Annotated in this window: 13 protein-coding genes; 8 read left to right on the forward strand and 5 right to left on the reverse strand. The window is 60.3% G+C overall.

Translation table 11 applies throughout. The features are described from left to right. Positions 1-509 precede the first annotated feature (509 nt). Entirely contained in the window at positions 510-1868 is a 1359-nt protein-coding gene (gene gdhA / locus PG898_RS04260; protein WP_171269129.1) for an NADP-specific glutamate dehydrogenase, read from the forward strand. Positions 1869-2049: 181 nt separating this feature from the next. After that, positions 2050-2253: a DUF3955 domain-containing protein gene (locus PG898_RS04265; protein ID WP_171269130.1), complete on the forward strand. Its 204-nt coding sequence runs from the start codon at positions 2050-2052 to the stop codon at positions 2251-2253. 25 nt (positions 2254-2278) lie between these two features. Here PG898_RS04265 and PG898_RS04270 read toward each other — a convergent pair whose 3' ends face one another. Next, the gene (locus tag PG898_RS04270; RefSeq protein WP_171269131.1) at positions 2279-2647 is read right to left on the reverse strand and encodes a VOC family protein; all 369 of its coding nucleotides are present in this window, start codon (positions 2645-2647) and stop codon (positions 2279-2281) included. A gap of 115 nt (positions 2648-2762) precedes the next feature. Next, positions 2763-3230 carry a hypothetical protein gene (locus PG898_RS04275; protein WP_171269132.1) on the reverse strand — a complete coding sequence of 156 codons (468 nt, stop codon included), beginning with the start codon at positions 3228-3230 and terminating at the stop codon, positions 2763-2765. Between the two features lie 154 nt (positions 3231-3384). On the opposite strand from PG898_RS04275, the gene PG898_RS04280 reads away from it, so the two are divergent. Continuing rightward, entirely contained in the window at positions 3385-6528 is a 3144-nt protein-coding gene (locus tag PG898_RS04280; RefSeq protein ID WP_171269133.1) for a DUF3427 domain-containing protein, read from the forward strand. Positions 6529-6576: 48 nt separating this feature from the next. On the opposite strand, the gene PG898_RS04285 is transcribed toward PG898_RS04280, so the two are convergent. Further along, positions 6577-7164, reverse strand: a complete 588-nt coding sequence (locus PG898_RS04285; protein ID WP_139746067.1) for a histidine phosphatase family protein — start codon at positions 7162-7164, stop codon at positions 6577-6579. A 501-nt stretch (positions 7165-7665) separates the two neighbouring features. Here PG898_RS04285 and PG898_RS04290 point away from each other — a divergent pair. Both PG898_RS04290 and PG898_RS04295 read left to right on the forward strand, forming a co-directional pair. After that, on the forward strand, positions 7666-9774 hold the full coding sequence (locus PG898_RS04290) for a putative bifunctional diguanylate cyclase/phosphodiesterase (protein ID WP_253264857.1): 2109 nt from the start codon (positions 7666-7668) through the stop codon (positions 9772-9774). A 217-nt stretch (positions 9775-9991) separates the two neighbouring features. Beyond that, positions 9992-10282: a hypothetical protein gene (locus tag PG898_RS04295; protein WP_005332718.1), complete on the forward strand. Its 291-nt coding sequence runs from the start codon at positions 9992-9994 to the stop codon at positions 10280-10282. A gap of 61 nt (positions 10283-10343) precedes the next feature. Here PG898_RS04295 and PG898_RS04300 read toward each other — a convergent pair whose 3' ends face one another. Both PG898_RS04300 and speA read right to left on the reverse strand, forming a co-directional pair. After that, the gene (locus tag PG898_RS04300) at positions 10344-10532 is read right to left on the reverse strand and encodes a hypothetical protein (RefSeq protein WP_043130089.1); all 189 of its coding nucleotides are present in this window, start codon (positions 10530-10532) and stop codon (positions 10344-10346) included. A gap of 278 nt (positions 10533-10810) precedes the next feature. Then, positions 10811-12712, reverse strand: a complete 1902-nt coding sequence (speA, locus tag PG898_RS04305; RefSeq protein ID WP_041206114.1) for a biosynthetic arginine decarboxylase — start codon at positions 12710-12712, stop codon at positions 10811-10813. Between speA and PG898_RS04310 the strand changes: the two genes are divergently transcribed. The 3 genes from PG898_RS04310 to PG898_RS04320 all read left to right on the forward strand — a co-directional run bounded on the left by PG898_RS04310 (position 12693) and on the right by PG898_RS04320 (position 16895). Next, complete coding sequence (locus PG898_RS04310; RefSeq protein WP_152565388.1) at positions 12693-12941, forward strand: hypothetical protein; 249 nt, start codon at positions 12693-12695, stop codon at positions 12939-12941. The two genes, speA and PG898_RS04310, sit on opposite strands and share 20 nt — an antisense overlap. A gap of 839 nt (positions 12942-13780) precedes the next feature. Then, on the forward strand, positions 13781-15007 hold the full coding sequence (gene pepT, locus PG898_RS04315) for a peptidase T (RefSeq protein WP_171269135.1): 1227 nt from the start codon (positions 13781-13783) through the stop codon (positions 15005-15007). 175 nt (positions 15008-15182) lie between these two features. Further along, positions 15183-16895 (forward strand): lysophospholipid acyltransferase family protein, encoded by a 1713-nt coding sequence (locus tag PG898_RS04320; protein WP_171269136.1) that lies wholly within the window; start codon positions 15183-15185, stop codon positions 16893-16895. Positions 16896-16928 lie beyond the last annotated feature (33 nt).

A 16928-nucleotide genomic window follows, 5' to 3' on the forward strand; every position in this document is an offset into this window, starting at 1 on the left:
GTCGGGTTAGTCTGCATACATGTCCATCTACAAAAAGAATCAACAAAAAGAATCTACAAAAAGCGCCTGCAATCAATCTCTTCAAAAGGGCAAGGCCGCCCTTTCCTCAAAAAAACGCCGCTACAGTAGCATATTGCGCCATCCCTTGCCCCGCCCCGTGCACCGGATCCTGCCATCCGCCCCACCTTACCCCTGCTCCCGCCCTCCTCTCCCCAACCCAGCAATAAGCGACAAGCCAGCGATCGCAGAGAGCGTCGAAGGATACCCATAGAGAGGGATGAACTAAAACTTGCTATTTATTGACTAAAAATGCATAAAAAGATTTTCGTCAGCGCGAATTATCACGTTCGTGTCTGCCATGTAGCGGCGTCACCGCCATCATTGTCGGCAATTACCGCCACGAAACAAATTTTTATCCGTATTCACTTTCACCGTCGAATATAAAGCGGGGTGCGGCGCCGACCCTTCTCTGGCAAGAGGCCAATTTCCCTTTATTACAGGAGTTACAGATGAGTCATTCCCTCTCTCAGGAGGCATTCCTGGCCCAGGTGGCCAGCCGCAACCCCCACCAACCCGAGTTCATCCAGGCGGTGAGTGAGGTCGTCGCCTCCATCTGGCCCTATGTGGAGCGTCACCCCCGCTACCTGCAACACGGCCTGCTGGAGCGGCTGGTGGAGCCCGAGCGCCTCGTGCAGTTTCGGGTGAGCTGGGTAGATGACCAGGGTCAGGTGCGGGTGAACCGTGGCTACCGCATTCAACACAACAGCGCCATCGGTCCCTTCAAGGGAGGCATGCGCTTCCACCCCTCGGTGGATCTCTCGGTGCTGAAATTCCTCGCCTTCGAGCAGACCTTCAAGAATGCCCTCACCACCCTGCCCATGGGCGGCGGCAAGGGGGGCAGCGACTTCGATCCCAAGGGCAAGAGCGAGGGGGAAGTGATGCGCTTCTGCCAGGCGCTGATGCTGGAGCTCTATCGCCACCTCGGAGCCAACACCGACGTGCCGGCGGGCGACATCGGGGTCGGCGGGCGCGAAGTGAGCTACATGGCGGGCATGATGAAGAAACTCACCAACAGCGCCGAGTGCGTCTTCACCGGCAAGGGACTCTCCTTTGGCGGCAGCCTCATTCGCCCGGAAGCCACCGGCTACGGCCTGCTCTACTTCGTGGAGGCCATGCTGGCCCATCGCGGCCAGTCCCTCGATGGCATGCGGGTCTCGGTGTCGGGCTCGGGCAACGTGGCCCAGTACGCCATCGAGAAGGCTATGGCGCTGGGCGCCCGGGTCATCACCGCCTCCGACTCCGGCGGCACCGTCTATGATCCCGACGGCTTCACCCCCGAGAAGCTGGCACGCCTGATGGAACTCAAGAACGAGCAGCGCAAGCGGGTGGCGGATTACGCCCATGAGCTGGGGCTGGAGTTCTTCACCGGTCGCACCCCCTGGCATCTGGCGACCGACGTCGCCCTCCCCTGCGCCACCCAGAACGAGCTGGACGAATCGGATGCCGCCGCCCTGATCGCGAACGGCGTACAGCTGGTGGCCGAGGGGGCCAACATGCCCTCCAGCGCCGCCGCCATCCGCCTCTTCCACGACGCCCGGGTGCTGTTCGCCCCAGGCAAGGCCGCCAACGCAGGCGGGGTTGCCACCTCGGGGCTCGAGATGAGCCAGAATGCCCAGCGCCTCTCCTGGACCCGGGAGGAGGTGGACGCCCGCCTCAAGGGGATCATGACCAGCATCCACGCCACCTGTGTGCGCTACGGCCAGGTGGATCAGGGCCAGGATGACGGCCATGTGAACTACGAAAGCGGCGCCAATGTCGCCGGCTTCGTCAAGGTGGCCGACGCCATGCTGGCGCAAGGGGTCTGCTAGTCACGCCACTCCCCGAAACACCCCCAAAGCAACAGGGCAGCCCATGGCTGCCCTGTTGTGTTAGATGCGTCGATGTGGCTTTCATCAGGGCGATCGCCTGTGATGTCGGCGCCACTTCACGCCCACTTCACCCAGCCATGACATCCTCACTTCTCTTTCATGCGCGAACGAGGACAACGAGATGACAACGACCATAGGCGCCCTCCTGATCCTGGCCGGGCTCGGCTGCTTTGTGGCCTTCAACCTGCTTGGCACCACAGTGGATGCACAGGGGTTCCTGCACGAGCCCTTTGCCCTGCTGCCCCTGGGCTATCTGCTGCTCTTCATCGGCATGGTGCTCACCATGCGCCCTCTGCTGGGCAGACTCCTCGCCAAGGGGGAATAAACCCGTTGTGACGCGCCAGAGGCGCTCAGCGATAGCGGCTGATCTCGATAAGGTTCTGATCAGGATCCAGGCAATAAACCGATTCGATGGGGCCGCAGGCACCGCTTTTTGTCACCGGTCCCTCCACTATCTCGACCCCCTGGCTCTCGAGCTGGACCATCACCTGATCCAGGGGCCAGCGGGTGATGAGGCAGAGATCCCCCGATCCCACCTGAGCCCGGTTGCGCGGCTCCTCCCCCAGCAATTGCAGATTGATCTTCTGGTTGCCAAAGCGCAGGGCCCGGCGCCCCGCCCCGAAGGTGATGGGCTCCATCTTGAAGGCGCGGCTGTAAAACGCTACCGCCCGCTCGATGTCGCTCACCGTCAATACCAGATGGTCGATATGGCTGATCATGCATGCTCCCTGTGGTGGTGATCCCCACCCCATCATAACCAGTCCCCTTGGCAGAGACTGTGCCTTGGCGCACATCCATTATCCCTAACCATTTCTTTTATCAGGGAAATACACCTTATCGCACGGCGGCGCAGGCCTTGTCTCGTTGGGCCAGCAGTGCTTCGTCCTCGCTCTCCATGGCCGCCAGAATGGCCTGATTGCAGGCCCGCTCCGCGAGCTTCGCCGGGCTCTGCTTGGCATCGGCGATCTCCGCAATCATGGGGCGATAGCCGACAGCAGCCGAGCAGTACATGGTGCGGTACTTAGGGAGCTGCCAACTGCTGTCATCCTGGCGCGACAACTCATCGCACAACTTGCCAAACAGCGCCTGCGCCTTGACCGTGCACTGACTGAAGCGCCGCACATCCTGCTCATAGGGACGGCAGACGCTGTTCTGTTTGATCTGCCAGAGCTGATAAGAGAAGGGAACTTGCTCCCCCTCATATGGCACCACCAGCGCCTTGACCTCGGTGCCATAGATATCCGTCACCTGCTGCTGCACCAGATTGAGATAAGCCGAAAAAAGGTAAGAAACCGGATCCATCACCACCTCCCTGTGGTTGTCACTGCCGAGCTGTATCACGAAAAATCGGGGCGATTTTCAAACGAGTAACAAGCGACAACAGCTTACTGATTTGGTTGGAAAAAATGATACTCTGCTCGCCACCCTCCTGTACAACGTTCAAGGCCAGTGTGCGATGCAACAATGCGGTATTTATGAACAACTCATTACTCAACTGCTGACATCTCGACTCGACCGTGAGCGCTTTTACGTCGGGGAACGCCAACTTGAGCCTGCCGAAGCGGCTGTCTGGTTATCACGATTTCTGAGTCGGGTTTTGGAATATGCGTTGGGTTCGGTCACTGGAGAGGATCAGCTGCAACGGCAAATTGAACTGGCCAACCAGTTATTGCTTTGGCTAAAGGATCGCACACAAGACCCAGACTTTATTGGCGAGAATCTCATCGATAGTCAGGGGAAAATCCTGACGGCGCTCTACCAGTTGGATAACCCCATCTCAGCCAATTTAAAGCAATATGCCGAAGATGTTTTCCCTCTGACAGGTCTAACGCAAAGTGAGCTGTTCTGCGGCAGCAATGCGGGTTTATCGATGGAGTCGGAGATTAAACGGGAGATATTGTCTGCAGATAGCATCTGCTGGCTGGTCTCATTTATCAAATGGGCGGGTATCCGTATTTTCCGTCATGAGCTGGAAGAGTTCACTCGCAGCGGCCGCCAATTAAAAGTAATTACCACCTCTTATATGGGGGCGACTGACGCCAAGGCAGTCGAATTTTTAGCCAGCCTGCCCAACACCGAAGTCAAACTCAGCTATAACACCCAGCGCGAGCGGTTGCATGCAAAGAGCTATCTCTTTTGCCGAAATACCGGCTTTCATACCGGCTATATAGGTTCCTCCAATCTCTCTCATTCCGCCCTCACCAGCGGCTTGGAGTGGAACCTAAAAATCACCTCGCAAGAGATCCCGCATATTATCGAGAAATCCCTGAGCACCTTTGAGACCTATTGGGAGTCCGATGATTTTGAGCTGTTCGATGGCAAACTCGAAAGCCGCACGAAATTACAACATGCCCTGCAAGAGGCCCGTGGCGATGGTGACAAAAATAGCCCAGCCTATTTCTTTGATATCACGCCGTTTCCCCATCAACAGGAGATCCTTGAGCAATTGGCGATGGAGCGCGCTTTACACAAGCGCTTTCGTAACTTGGTGGTAGCGGCTACCGGTACAGGGAAAACCCTGATATCCGCCTTTGATTTTGCGCGTTTTTTGAAAACCAAACCCGATGCCAAGTTTCTGTTTGTCGCCCACAAAGAGGAGATCTTGCGCCAAGCATTGGCCTCCTACCGCGGTGTGCTCAAGCAATCTCATTTTGGCGAACTATTGGTCGGCGGATCTGTACCGACCCACTACCGTCAGCTGTTTGCCTCAGTGCAATCCTTGAATAACCAGCTGGCTAATTTGCGTCTTAGCTCAAATTATTTCGATTACATCGTCATCGATGAGGTTCACCATATTGCGGCGGCCAGTTATCGCGGTCTGCTCGCCGCCTTTGAACCTCGCATTCTGTTGGGATTGACCGCAACGCCAGAGCGCCATGATAGCGGTGATATTCTCGCCGACTTTTGTGGTGTGATCGCAGCGGAGATTCGTTTACCAGAGGCCATCAATCGTCGCCATCTCTGTCCGTTCCAATATTTTGGTATCGATGATGATACTGACTTGCGCCAAGTGACTTGGAAAAATGGTCGTTATGACATCACTGAGCTCACCAATATCTATACCCACAATCAGCAGCGGGTACAGAAAATCGTCCAGAGCCTCGATGAGATCGTCACCGATATTACCAAGATCAAAGCGCTGGCATTTTGTGTGAGCCGAGAACATGCCGATTTTATGTGCAAGGCTTTTTTATTAAAGGGCATCAAGGCTGACATCCTCACCAGCGATAACCGAGACGAGCGGCATAGTAAGCAACAAGATTTGCGTACCGGCGTTATCAATATTCTTTGCGTGGTGGACATCTTCAACGAAGGGGTTGATATCCCGGAAGTCGACACCTTGCTGTTTTTACGACCAACGGAAAGCCTCACCATCTTCTTGCAGCAATTAGGGCGGGGCCTGCGGCTGGCGAGCGATAAAGAGTGCTGCACCGTGTTGGATTTTGTTGGCAATGCGCGCGCGGAGTATGACTTTGCTCAGAAATTTCGGGCACTGGTGGGTAAAACCAATAAGGCGATCAGCCACGAAATCAAACAAGGCTTTCCTCACGCCCCCTTGGGCTGCCGCATCGAGCTCTCAAAACAGACCCAAGAGTTAATTCTGAGCAATATCAAAAAGGCGACTCTCAATACCTCGCGCCTCATGGGCCTGATCCGCCGTTTCTCACAGGATTGCGATTTACCGCTGACGCTGGCGAATTTTTTGAAGTTCTACCCTCATATCAGCCTTGAGGAGATCTACAAGCGCGGCAATTGGAGCGCCTTGGTCAAACAGGCCCACAACCATACCATTTCTGAAATGAGCGATGAGAAGCTGTCGACCCTCTACACCCGGGCCATCAGAACCCGGCTATTGGGCTGCGATGCGATCCATTACTTGAACTTCTTACAAACCTTGGTGGAAAGCGCCTTTACCTTAACGGCTGAGCACGATGAACGGATGGCCTTGATGTGCCATTACGACTTCTGGCAACAGAGCGGCCCCACTGCAGGCTTTAGCTCCTTGGCGCACAGCCTGAAACAACTCAATCAACCAGAGTTGAGGGCCGAGCTGGTAGATCTGTTGCCCATGCTGATAAATCGGGTACAGCACGAACAACGAGCCATGCCAGATCTTCCCGGTAATCCGCTGCAACTGCATGCTCGCTATGCCAGAGAACAGGTGCTGGTTGGCTTTGGCGCGACCACCTTCGCGCAGCAACCCACGGCTCGCGAAGGGGTGTATGTCATCGCAGAGCAAAATATCGAGTTGCTGTTCGTTACCTTGAACAAAACGGAACAGCACTTCTCCCCCACCACCCGTTATCACGACTACGCCATCAACGAGTCGCTGTTTCATTGGCAGAGCCAAAACAGCGCTCGCCCGGAGCGAGGTAAGGGGCTGAGTTACATAAATCACAGGGCAGAAGGTAAGCGCTTGTTTCTGTTCGTCCGCGAGCAGAGCAAAGATGAATTTGGCCGCACCCTTGGCTTTGTGAACTTTGGTGAGGTGGAGTACGTATCCCACACTGGCAGCCAACCGATGAACATTAAATGGCGTCTCACTACTCCGATGCCGCCATTTATGTGGAAAGAAGCTGCCAAATTGGCGGTTGGCTGAACGAGCAATCACAACAGGGCCCGTCAAGGGCGGGCCGTCTTCGCGTGGTCAGCAGGAAATCCGCTCTATACGGCCGCCACTGAGCTTGAAGAAGGCATCCTGCGGCAGCTCTTGTGTCCAGGTGGTGATGTAATCCAGATCGGCATAGGCACCGCGCAGCATGGCACCGAACAGACCGTGGGAGACGACGATGGCATGCTTGGCAATGCCTTCGTCCTGCAGCCATGCCTGGGCCCGGCGCTGAATGCTCTGGAAGCTCTCTCCATTCGGGGCCTGCAGATACCAATCCGGCTCTTCCAGATCGAGCTCAGGATGGGCCGCCAACAGCTCGGGAACCCGGCGGCTCTCCCACTCCCCCATGCCCAGCTCCACCAGCCGTTCGTCCCACACGATGCGTTCCTTATCCAAGCCAAGCTGCTGGCATACCCGCTCCGCCGTCTGACGGGCACGACCGAGGGGGCTGGCATAGAGGATCCAGCTCGCGGGCTCAGCCAGGAGCTCTGCCAGGCGGGCCCCCATGGCGAGGGCCTGAGCTTCGCCTCTGGCGGTCAGATCCGAGTTGCAACGCCCCTGCAACCGCAATTCGGCGTTGTAACGGGTCTGGCCGTGGCGCAGCAAATAGAGGGTTCGAGCCATGGTTTCTCCTGCAGGTTCAACGAGATAACGAAAGCGGGAGACGCATGATAACAGATGTGTCGGATCAACCAAGGCGCAGACGAAGCCAGATACCTATATGGCACTGTGACATCACATCCCAATGGTCATGGTGAACGCAACTGTGCGGCAACAAGCACCACGCCCAAAGCGCCTCACATGAATGGAGAGGCCAGCACTACAAAGCAGCTCCAGGACTCTCCCCGAGCCGTATTTCAATAGCAGGTCACGACCGGAGCTATCTATTCCCAGATTTTCCATACCCCTGTTTTCCAAACGGGAAAATTTGGAACCCGCCTTTGGATAGGGCGCGTGAGGGCATTGCCATCAAGGGATAAATTCAGTGCTTTTACTCTGATCCAGGGTCCATTTTGGTGCGTATAGCTGACCGCTTTGGGACGCCCCTGGTGTACAATCCCCAGCCCGATTTTCTTCTCCAGTCCGGCCATGGCTCAGGCCGTTTTCCATCCCAGAGTGAGTGAAGTGACCGCAACCCACCCCATGCTCGACAGTTATTACAGCCAGGATCTGGTGTTTTTCTCCATCCTGGTGGCGGTGCTCGCCTCTTACACGGCGCTGGCCATGACAAGCCGGGTTAGCCAGAGCCGGGGCCGGGCCGCCGCCCTCTGGCTCACGGGGGGCGCCTTCGCCATGGGATTCGGCATCTGGTCCATGCACTTCATCGGCATGCTCGCCTTCAACCTGCCCATCGCGCTCGGTTACGACCTGACCCTGACTGGCCTCTCTCTGGTGGCGGCCATCGGTTCGTCGGCCTTCGCACTCTGGCTGGTGAGCCGCCCCCAGCTGCCCTGGCGCCATATCGCAGGGGGCGCCCTGCTGATGGGGGCCGGCATCGCCACCATGCACTTCATCGGCATGGCGGCCATGAAGATAGATCCCGGCATTCATTACCACCGCGGCCTCTTCGCGCTCTCCATCCTGATCGCTGTGCTCGCCTCCGGCGCCGCGCTCTGGATTGCGTTTCGGCTGCGCAACAGCACGCCCCGCGCCTTCTTTCGCAAGGCCGTCGCCTCCCTGGTGATGGGAGCCGCCATCATCGGCATGCACTACACCGGCATGGCGGCAGCCCAGTTCCCACAGGGGAGCCTGTGCGGCGCCCTCTATACCGGCCTCAATACCCAGTGGCTGGCGACCGTCATCATCATAGTGACCCTGGCGGTGTTCGCCATCGCCCTGGTGCTCTCCATGCTGGATGCCCACGCCGCCCGTCTCTCGACCTCCTTGCACCTGGCCCACGACGAGCTGATCAAGCTGGCGCTCCATGACAGCCTGACCCGGCTGCCGAACCGGCTGCTGTTTGCCACCCGATTGGAGCAGCGCATCCAGGAGTCCCAGCACAGCCAGCGCAGCTTCTCCCTGCTGTTTCTCGACCTCGACGGCTTCAAGATCATCAACGATGCCCACGGTCACCACACCGGGGATCTGCTGCTGGCCGAGGTGGCGGCGCGGATCACCGGGCTGCTTGGAGGGAGCGACACCGCCTCCCGCTTTGGCGGGGACGAGTTCGTGCTGGCCCTGGCGCCGGGGGACCTGAGCCAGACCACGGCCTTCGCCGAGCGCCTGCTGGCTGCCCTGGCCCAGCCCTATGAGTGGGAGCATCACAGCCTGCACATCACCGCCAGCATCGGCATCGCCGTCTATCCCCAGGATGGCACCAGCCTGCACGAGCTGACCCTCAACGCCGATGCCGCCATGTACTACGCCAAGGAGCGAGGGCGCAACGGCTACTACTGCTTCGACAGCGCCATGAATGCCAATGCCCACCAGCAGTTTTTGCTGCAACAGGCGCTGCGCCATGCCCTGGAGCGGGAGGAACTGGTCCTGCACTATCAGCCCAAGTACGACGCCCGCAGCGGCCGGGTGGTCGGTGCCGAGGCGCTGCTGCGCTGGCAGCATCCGGAATATGGCACCATCTCCCCGGCCCGCTTCCTGCCCCTGGCGGAGAAGACCCGGCTCATCATCCCCATCGGCAACTGGGTACTGGATGAGGCCTGCCGTCAGATGAGCCGCTGGCGGGAAGCGGGTCATCACGATTGGAGCGTGGCGGTGAACCTCTCCACCATACAGCTGGCCAGCCCAGGCTTGCTGGAGGAGGTGGAGACCGCCCTCTCCCGCCACCGGCTCGAGGCGCGCCACCTCACCCTGGAGATCACCGAATCCACCGCCATGGAGAACGCCGAGGAGAGCCTGGCCATCCTCAATCGCCTGGCCGAGCTCGGGCTCGGCATCTCCATCGATGACTTCGGCACCGGCTACTCCAGCCTGCTCTACCTCAAGCGCTTCCCTGCCAACGAGCTCAAGATTGACAGGGGCTTCGTCGCCACCCTGACGCACGAGGGGGACGATGCCACCATCATCGCCGCCATCATCGCCCTGGGTCAGGCTCTGGACATGCGCATCGTTGCCGAGGGGGTGGAGACCCCTGAGCAACGCGCCCTGCTGACCGAGCTGGGCTGCGACACCCTGCAGGGCTATCTGCTCGGGCGCCCCATGCCGGGGGAACAGCTGCTGGCCCACAGCCACATCGATGAGCCTCACCGAGATCCCTGTGCGGGTGGCGTGCTCGCCTGAGCCCAACCTGACGCAGGGGCTATTCCATTGCACTCTGCTGCGCTCGCCCCTCCCCTTCCCCGAGCACGTTCTCCAATTGCATCTCTCGCTGACTCGGGATAGGCTGCCCAACAAAGACTCGAATGTTGCTTTTTACCCCTTGCACAGACGGCAAACAAGGGGCCGTTCGGCGAGAGCCGATCACATCAAGACAACGCCGCGCAAGCGAGGAACACAGATGGCCAGATACCAGTTTTTCAGCATTCCGGCCTCCAACAGGCAGCAGTACACCTATGTCGACATGGCCTCCCCCAGCTTTCTGGCGGAGAAGGCTGAGCTGCTGGCACAGGGGTTCGAGGTGCAGGAGGACTTCATCGATGCCACCAACCCCCAGGAGGCGGTGGAGAAGTACCAGTCAGACTTCCTTTATGTGGCGGACGAGGTGGGCAAGTCAGACAGCAGCTATGCCGCAGCGAGCGCCCTGATGGAGATGGGCAAGAAGCTGTTTGGTCGCAAGACGAACGGCTGAGAGGAAAAACAGAAGGTGGCCATCGCGGCGTGTTGCCCGATGGCCATGAGACAGTCCTGCTTCAGCCGCGGGTCAGTTGCTGGAGCATGGCGATCAGCTCCTCTTCGCTACCGGGCTCACAGGCCAGTTGCAGGCTCGGCGCCGCGCCCCCCATCAGCATGTAGACGTGGGTGCTGCAATGATCGTAGTGATACCACTTACCGTCGATACAGACGTCGGTATAGCATCTCGGGTCCCTTTCCAGTTCCATATGCACATCCTTTTGTTACATCCCATCAACAACACTCCTGACCGTAAAATAACCGGTCCGAGTCCCATTTGATGTGGATCAAGGGAAACGGCGGGCAGTCGAGGATATCTGCCGGATCTGTGGCCTGCCAGGGCCCAGGGCTGGCTCCTGCTCTTCGAATGGAGACGGGTATTCGCCCCGTGCATCACCGCAGGGCAGATCCTGGCAACAAAAACGGCGCCCGAAGGCGCCGTTTTTCATTCCCGTCTTTGCACCGACGGGGCGAACCAGCCTGTGGCTTATTCGTCTTCCAGGTAGGCGTAGCCTTGCAGACCCAGCTCCAGCTCGTCGAGCAGGGCCTTGCGGGTCGCGTCGTCCAGCGCCGGGTGGGAGACGATCCGCTGATAGTTCTCGCGAATGACGGAGGGGTCGATGTTGACGTAACGCAGCAGTTGGTCGACGGTGTCGCCGCGCACCACGTTGCGGATGTCCATCTTGCCTTCCTCGTCCAGCCACACTTCCGCGCAGTGGGTATCACCGAACAGGTTGTGCAGATCCCCCAGGATCTCCTGGTAGGCACCCACCAGGAAGAAACCGACGTGGCACTCTTCGTTCTCGGCATACTCCGGCATCGGCAGCGTGCTCTCGACACCCAGGCCGTCGACGTAGTGCTCCACCTGACCGTCGGAGTCACAGGTGATGTCCATCAGGATGCCGCGGCGGGTGAGCGGGCGCTCGAGGCCGGTGAGCGGCATCACGGGGAACACCTGACCTATGCCCCAGGCATCGGGCAGGGACTGGAACAGGGAGAAGTTCGCGAAGCACTTGTCTGCCAGCTTCTCGGAGAGCTCGTCGGCCAGGGCGCGGTGGTTGCGGTTCACCGGGTTCAGCAGCTCTTTGAGCGCCAGACAGGTATTCTGGTGCAGCATCTCTGCCCAGGCGCGCTGCTCGAGGTTCAAGAGACCCATGGTGAACTGGGTGTTCACATCCCCCAGATCCGCCACAGAATCGTGGAAGATCTCCAGCAGTGAGGGGTCTTCACTGCGCAGGTCCAGCCAGCCTTTCCACATGTTCTGCAAAATGGTGGGCGCGTCTTCATCCGGCGCATGGATGTCGTTCACTTCCACCCCTTCGGCACCAATCAGATTGGTGACCAGCACGGCGTGGTGGGCGGTCAGGGCACGGCCGGACTCGCTGATGATGGTCGGGTGCGGCAGGTCGAACTCGCGGCACACATCGCCGATGCCCCACACCACGTTGTTGGCGTACTCGGAGAGGCTGTAGTTCGCGGAGCAGTGGCTCTGGGAGCGGGTGCCCTCATAGTCCACACCCAGGCCGCCGCCCACATCGACCACGTCGATGGGCACGCCGAGACGACGCAGCTCGGCATAGAAACGGCCGCACTCGCGGATGCCGCCCTGGATGTCGCGGATGTTCGCTATCTGGGAGCCTAGGTGGAAGTGCAGCAGTTGCAGGCAGTCCAGCTTGCCGAGGCTGCGCAGACGTTCCACCAGCGCCAGGATCTGGGAGGCAGAGAGGCCGAACTTGGACATGGAGCCACCGCTCGATTCCCACATGCCGGAGCCAGTGGAGGCGAGCTTGGCGCGCACACCGATGTTGGGCTTGATGTTGAGGCGAACTGACTCGTCCAGCACCATTTCCAGCTCGGAGGGCTTTTCCACCACGATGTAGACCTTGTGGCCCATCAGGTTGCCCAGCAGGGCGTGGCGGATGTATTCGCGGTCCTTGTAACCGTTGCAGACGATCACGGACCCTTGCTCATGATGATGGGACAGCACGGCCAGCAGCTCCGGTTTGGAGCCCGCCTCCAGCCCAAGCCGCGGCTTGTCGCTGTAGGACTGACTGATGGTCTCGATGACGCGGCGCTGCTGGTTTACCTTGATCGGGTAAACGCACAGGTAGTCCCCTTCATAGCCTGACTTCTCGATGGCCTGACCGAAGGCGTTGAACAGCGCATCGACCCGGCTCTTGAGAATGTCGGGGAAACGCAGCAATACCGGGGTAGTCAGTCCGGACTGGCGCAGCTGTTCGATGGCTTCGGACAGCACGATGCGCGCCTCGGGACGAGACTTGTCGGGGGAGACGGTCACATGACCGGCGTCATTGATATTGAAAAAACCCGCCCCCCAGTAGGGAACGTTGTAGACCTTCAAGGAGTCCTTGCTGGACCAGTTAGTCATGGGCTATGCCTCGCAAATGAGCGGCCAGAAGGCCGCCTTCGTTACCCTCAATCACATCCAGACCATCGATTGCAACATGCGGCGAGCAAAGGCTGCCTGCGGGCACCCGGTGCGTCACGGCCGGCGGCGGCAGGCGTTGTTGCCTGACCCTGCCGCTGGCTTGTCACAGCCAGATCCTCTATTGCACATCGCGGCAAGCCAAGGCTGCCTGGTGGATCTTGGGAAGTAACGAGTCTTGATGTGGGGCTGGTGGCTTTACATCAAGCTCAACGGTATGCGGTGCCACTGTAATGGGGCACCGCGGTACTTTGATGACAACCGGCATCAGCCACGCCGTTCGTTCATCATTCGGCAGCCATCCCGACAGAAGGAGAAGGGTTCAAGGAAGAGAAGGGTAGACGTCAGCACGCACGCGTGTTGATAAACGACAACCACCACAGCCCGCTCAACGCCAGTGACCGCCCATGACAAGGGAAGATGATGAGCCGTTGGCCCACTCGGTCAGTTGGTGGATGAGAGTCCGTTGTTCTCCCTGATACCGGAGCCTAACCGGTATTAAAGAAACCATTCCCCAGCAGTGTCTGTCGTTTCTGCGTGCCTCGCCCTATAGGCGTCTGATCCTGTCGGTGTCTGGCGGCCTCTGCCTGCTCAGGGTTACCCTCGGATCGGCGCGGAGTGTACACACTTACCGGCGCCACTGACAATAAAAAATCGTGTTAAAAAACGGGTTTTGGCCGGTGGGTCAAATCTTGCTGCCAGCAAGGCTGGCTCTGGGATGGCGAGGGATGAGCCCGCTCGGGATTGGCCCTGAAAATAACAGGGGAACCAGCCATTTTCCCCCACCCCTTGCCACTGCTGGGCCGGGGGGGAATTCAGCCCTTTCGCATATGCATTATGAGTTTTAAATTTAGAATTTTTATTCACTCACACCTCGAGCGGTAACCCCTCCCGCCACCCTGTGCACCGGGATCCCTGCCCCGACAAATTCATCAAAAACTGCGCTGACGCAATAAGCGGCCCGGCCGTCTTGGCCACAATGGTCCCTCTTTTGTGGTTAGAGGCCTGCCAATGGATACCCTGCTTGAGCGTTTTCTGCGTTATCTGACTTTTCATACCCGCTCCGATGCGACCAATCCTGTCTGTCCCAGCAGCGAGGGCCAGCTCGTCTTCGCCCGCGCCCTCTGCGAGGAGATGACCCAGCTTGGGCTGGCGCACGTCACCCTGGATGAGCACGGCTATCTCACCGCCTGCCTGCCGGGCAATCAGCCAGAGGCGCCAGCCATCGGGCTCATAGCCCACATGGACACCGCCGATTACGAGGCAGAACAGGTGGTACCCCAGCTCATTGAAAATTATCAGGGAGGCGACATCTGTCTGGGCAAGGGGGACGAGGTGCTGGCCATCCGCCAGTACCGCTGCCTGAAAAACTACCTGGGGCAGGATCTCATCACCACGGACGGCACTACCCTGCTGGGGGCCGACGACAAGGCGGGCATCGCCGAGATCCTCACCGCCGCCCAGTACCTGCTGGCCCACCCCGAGATCCCTCGCGGGGATCTCTGGATAGGCTTCACTCCGGACGAGGAGATAGGCCGCGGCGCCGATCTGTTCCCGCTGGACAGATTCCCGGCCAAATGGGCCTATACCGTCGATGGCGGTGAACTGGGGGAGCTGGAGTATGAAAACTTCAACGCCGCCAGCGCCACTGTGCGCATCACAGGCAACAACGTGCACCCCGGCACCGCCAAGGGCAGCATGATCAACAGCCAGACCCTGGCCGCCCGCTTCCACGCCGAGATGCCTCCCGAGCAGACCCCTGAGTGCACGGCAGGGTACGAAGGCTTCTTCCACCTGGCCCGGATGGAAGGCACAGTGGAGGAAACCACCCTGCACTACCTCATCCGCGACTTCGACGATGACTGCTTCACCGCCCGCAAGGCGCAGCTCAAGGAGCGGGTCGCCTCCCTGCAGTTGGACAACCCCAAGGCGCGCATCGAGCTCAACCTGACCGACAACTACCGCAACATGCGCAGCCAGATAGCGCCGCACATGCACATCGTCGAACTGGCCAGGGCCGCCATGGAGGCCGCCGACGTGGTCCCCAAGATCAAACCCATTCGCGGCGGCACCGACGGCGCGCGGCTCTCCTTTATGGGGCTGCCCTGCCCGAATATTTTCACGGGTGGTCACAACTTCCACGGCAAGCACGAGTTCATCCCGCTGCAATCCATGGAGAAGGCGGTCGCCACCCTGGTGGCCCTGGTGCAACTCACCTCGGCCTGGCGGGAGCAATAAGCAGTGACACCGTCCTGAGCGGGGCCGGGTGGGAGCAAATAACGGCGGTATAAGCGGGGACGGGTCTGCGGTATGAGCGGGCTCTCTGCCCCGGATCATCAAACCGTCACGGCGCTGCCACACAGGGGAAACCGGGGGGCGGCACCCTGAGGCAACGTTCCGCGGAGCCTTGCCCATGTTTAACGTCGATACCCTGCTGGGGCAGCATCTGCCCCGCCTCGCCAGCCAACCCCTGATCCGTCCCCTGCTCCGGCAGGGGCTGAGCTGGCTGCTCAACGAGGAGGCCTTCGCCGAGTTTGCCAAGCGCCATCCTCACCTGCGCGGCCTGGACTTCGTCGAGCAGGCCCTCGGCGCCCTCGATTTTGACTACAGGGTGAGCGAGGCCGAACTCGAGAACATCCCCGCCAGCGGTCGGGTCATGATAGTCGCGAACCACCCCATAGGATCCTTGGACGGGCTGGCCCTGCTGCGCCTGCTTGGCCGCATCCGCCCCGACGTCAAGATAGTGGCCAACCAGCTGCTGGCACAGATTGCCCCCCTGCGTCCCCTGTTGCTGCCGGTGGACAACCTGGGGGGCAAGACCGACAGGCGCGCCATCCTGGCCATGGGGGAGCACCTGGCCCAGGAGGGAGCCCTCATCATCTTCCCCGCCGGCGAGGTGTCGCGCCTTGGCCCCAAGGGGGTGAAGGACGGTCCCTGGCAGGGGGGCTTCATCAAGCTGGCCAGGCGCACCCGCACGCCGTTGGTGCCCATCCATCTGGACGGGCGCAACGGCTTCCCCTTCTATCTCGCCTCCTGGCTCCACAAGCCCGCCTCCGCCCTGCTACTGGTGCGCCAGCTGTTTCGCCAGCAGGGGCGGCGCATCTCCCTCACCCTGGGGGAGCGCATCCCGCCCCAGAGCCTCGGGGAGCTCGCCCCCAAGACAGCCGCCGCCCTGGTGCGCCGCCATCTCTATCGCCTCGGCAAGGGGAAGAAGGGCCCCCTGGCGACCGAGGCCCCCATCGCCCTGCCGGAGGATCGCCGCCAGCTCAAACAGGCCATGGATGGCTGCGAGCTGCTCGGGCAGACCCCGGATGGCCAGCGCATCCTGCTCTATCGCCGCCACGAGCAGGGCCACTCTGTGATACTGCGCGAGCTGGGGCGGCTGCGGGAAATCGCGTTTCGCGCCGTGGGGGAAGGCTCGGGCAGGCGGCGGGATCTCGATGCCTTCGACGATGACTACCACCACCTCATTCTCTGGGATCCGGCCCGCCTCGACATCATAGGGGCCTACCGCTTCGCCCCCGTGGCCGAGCTGCTGGCGCGCAAAGGCCTGAGCGGCCTCTACAGCCACACCCTGTTCGGGTTTGAAGAGAGACTGCTGCCCCGGCTGGAGCAGGCCATCGAGCTGGGCCGCAGCTTCATCCAACCCGCCTACTGGGGCAAGCGGGGGCTCGACTACCTCTGGTTCGGCATAGGCGCCTACCTGGCCCGCTACCCCCAGTATCGGTATCTGTTCGGACCCGTGACCCTCTCCGGCAGCCTGCCGCCAGCGGCCAAGGATCTGCTGGTGGGCTTCTACCGCCAGCACTTCGCCCCCACGCTTGCCCTGGCCCCCTCGCGCCGCCCCTACCCCGAGACGGCGCCCCTGTTCGAGGGGGTGGATTACGGCAGCGATCTCAAGGCGCTCAAGGCCCGCCTCGACCACCTGGGCTGCGCCATCCCCACCCTCTACAAGCAATACTCCGAGCTGTGCGAGCCGGGGGGCGTGCAGTTCATGGACTTTGGCATAGACCCCGACTTCAACCACTGCATCGACGGCCTGGTGTGGGTGGACGTGAGCCGCATCAAGGCCCACAAGCGGGCCCGCTATATCGGCCAACCCGCCCGGACAGAGGCCGCAGGTTAGCCGCCACGGCAAACAAAAAGGGAGGCTGTCGCC

It is taken from the genome of Aeromonas sp. QDB31, assembly GCF_027707605.1.
Taxonomy (GTDB): domain Bacteria; phylum Pseudomonadota; class Gammaproteobacteria; order Enterobacterales; family Aeromonadaceae; genus Aeromonas; species Aeromonas media.

Bases quoted from the DNA above. Each gene is read 5' to 3' on its own strand.
- PG898_RS04280 (WP_171269133.1), top strand. From the start codon at position 3,385: ATGCAACAATGCGGTATTTATGAACAACTCATTACTCAACTGCTGACA.
- PG898_RS04300 (WP_043130089.1), bottom strand. From the start codon at position 10,532: ATGGAACTGGAAAGGGACCCGAGATGCTATACCGACGTCTGTATCGAC.
- PG898_RS04265 (WP_171269130.1), top strand. From the start codon at position 2,050: ATGACAACGACCATAGGCGCCCTCCTGATCCTGGCCGGGCTCGGCTGC.
- PG898_RS04275 (WP_171269132.1), bottom strand. From the start codon at position 3,230: ATGGATCCGGTTTCTTACCTTTTTTCGGCTTATCTCAATCTGGTGCAG.
- speA (WP_041206114.1), bottom strand. From the start codon at position 12,712: ATGACTAACTGGTCCAGCAAGGACTCCTTGAAGGTCTACAACGTTCCC.
- PG898_RS04295 (WP_005332718.1), top strand. From the start codon at position 9,992: ATGGCCAGATACCAGTTTTTCAGCATTCCGGCCTCCAACAGGCAGCAG.
- PG898_RS04320 (WP_171269136.1), top strand. From the start codon at position 15,183: ATGTTTAACGTCGATACCCTGCTGGGGCAGCATCTGCCCCGCCTCGCC.
- PG898_RS04270 (WP_171269131.1), bottom strand. From the start codon at position 2,647: ATGATCAGCCATATCGACCATCTGGTATTGACGGTGAGCGACATCGAG.
- PG898_RS04285 (WP_139746067.1), bottom strand. From the start codon at position 7,164: ATGGCTCGAACCCTCTATTTGCTGCGCCACGGCCAGACCCGTTACAAC.
- pepT (WP_171269135.1), top strand. From the start codon at position 13,781: ATGGATACCCTGCTTGAGCGTTTTCTGCGTTATCTGACTTTTCATACC.
- gdhA (WP_171269129.1), top strand. From the start codon at position 510: ATGAGTCATTCCCTCTCTCAGGAGGCATTCCTGGCCCAGGTGGCCAGC.